2 protein-coding genes and 1 pseudogene are annotated in these 1,642 nt (G+C 71.1%); 2 read left to right on the top strand and 1 reads right to left on the bottom strand.

Features of this window, described 5'->3' with window-relative positions:
• A pseudogene (locus G6019_RS17420) lies at nt 1-106 on the top strand (bifunctional molybdenum cofactor biosynthesis protein MoaC/MoaB); the annotation flags it as partial.
• 53 nt (nt 107-159) lie between these two features.
• Complete coding sequence (locus G6019_RS14310) at nt 160-633, top strand: molybdenum cofactor biosynthesis protein MoaE (RefSeq protein WP_182612235.1); 474 nt, start codon at nt 160-162, stop codon at nt 631-633.
• 5 nt (nt 634-638) lie between these two features.
• On the opposite strand, the gene G6019_RS14305 is transcribed toward G6019_RS14310, so the two are convergent.
• Nucleotides 639-1,642 (bottom strand): HNH endonuclease signature motif containing protein (locus G6019_RS14305; protein WP_182627855.1); only part of this gene is annotated, 1,004 nt, incomplete at its 5' end.

Genomic DNA, 1,642 nt, shown 5'->3' with positions numbered 1-1,642 from the left:
GGTGAACCTCCCGGGTTCGCCGGGCGGGGTGCGTGACGGGCTGGCGGTCCTCGACGAACTGCTCGACCACCTGCTCGCCGTGCACGCCGACGGCGGCGGACACTGACCGCCGCGCCGGCCCGGGACCGCACCGCACCGCACCGCGAGGAGGCACCGACCATGACCGTTCACAGTCCACTCGTGCAGATCACCGAGGACGCGATCGACCCCAGGGAGGTCGAGAGGGCGGTCTGGAGCACCGCCGACGGGGCCGTGGTGACGTTCTCCGGCGTGGTGCGCGACCACGATCACGGACGCGACGTGCTCGACATCGAGTACTCGGCCCACCCGACGGCGCAGGATGTCCTGACACGGCTCTGCGACGAGGTCGCCACCGAACACACCTCGCCCGAGCTGGAGAAGGGCGGGCCGCTCGACCCACGCCGCAGCGTCCGCATCGGCGCGGTGCACCGGGTCGGCGTGTTGGCTGTCGGCGAGGTCGCGGTGGTGGTGGTTGCGGTGGCGCCGCACCGGGGCGAGGCCTTTGCCGCGTGCTCGGAGCTCATCGAACGGCTCAAGCGGGGTGTGCCCATCTGGAAGCGGCAGCGCTTCACCGACGGCGTCTCCGAGTGGGTGGGCGTCGGCGACTGCTGAGGCGGTCAGGCCGGTCGTCTGCGGGAGCCGTTCCCGGGACGGCCTGGCGGGTTGACGAGCGTGCCGTCGTCGGCGATGGTCCGATCCACAAAGGCGCTCCACTCTCGTTCCCGGATGGCGTCACGGGCACGGGCCAGGGGGCCCTTGGGTCTGGTGCGGTGTTCGTGACCGGTGTCGGTGAGGATGACGAGTTCACCCAATGGCCCGGTCCGGTAGGCGTTGGTCCCGAACGTCTTCTCCCGGTGGTGTTTCCGGCACAGGCAGACGAGGTTCCACTCGGCGGTCGGCCCGCCGAGTTCAGGGTCCTTGGTGTTGAACGCGATGACGTGGTCCACATCGCAATGCCTGGCAGAGACCGAGCACCCTGGGTGTCGGCACGTCCCGTCGCGCAGACGGATCCGCTCGGCCATCGCCGGGGTGATCACGTAGCGCAGGGCGTGATCGGGGGAGTCGAGCGCGCCCGGGGCGGGGTCGATGAGCTCGAACCGCACGCTCGCATCGTCACCCTCAAGCAACTCCGTGCAGAGCCACTCGAAACTGCTGTAGGCGCCGTGAACGAACTCGACGCGGTTGGGCAGGCCCCGGACCGCGGAGGCGATCACGCTGATGCGGATCGGCTGACCCGCCCGCGCGGCGTTGCCCAGTGTGGGCCGGGGCAGGTCCGTCCCCACCCTGACGTCGCCGAGTTCGAAGTCGTCGAGATCTATGTCACCGAGGTCTCTGCCCTCATGCTCGGACGCGGTGGCAGTGGGGGCAGCGGCGGCGTCGGGGTCGGTCGCGGACGGGCCGGCCTCAGCCTCGTAGACGGCGAGCGCGTCGGCGCGGAGCTGGTCCATGGGACGATCCAGCCCGTCCGCGGAGGCGACCGAGGCATCGGTCTCGATACGCCGCCGAAGAAGCTCGGCATCGGCGGCGGTGAGCCTGGCCCACATCGTGGCCATGCCGTTACGCGCGCCGCGGAAGCGGACGGAGCGGGTCGCGGCCGCAGCGTCGGCGGCATCCTCCGCGG

Source organism: Dietzia sp. DQ12-76 (assembly GCF_014145045.1).
GTDB lineage: Bacteria > Actinomycetota > Actinomycetes > Mycobacteriales > Mycobacteriaceae > Dietzia.
Note: the sequence above shows the minus strand (reverse complement) of the source record. Positions and strands in the feature narration are given on the sequence as shown.

Coding starts and splice junctions, on each gene's coding strand:
- G6019_RS14310 (WP_182612235.1), top strand. CDS start 160: ATGACCGTTCACAGTCCACTCGTGCAGATCACCGAGGACGCGATCGAC.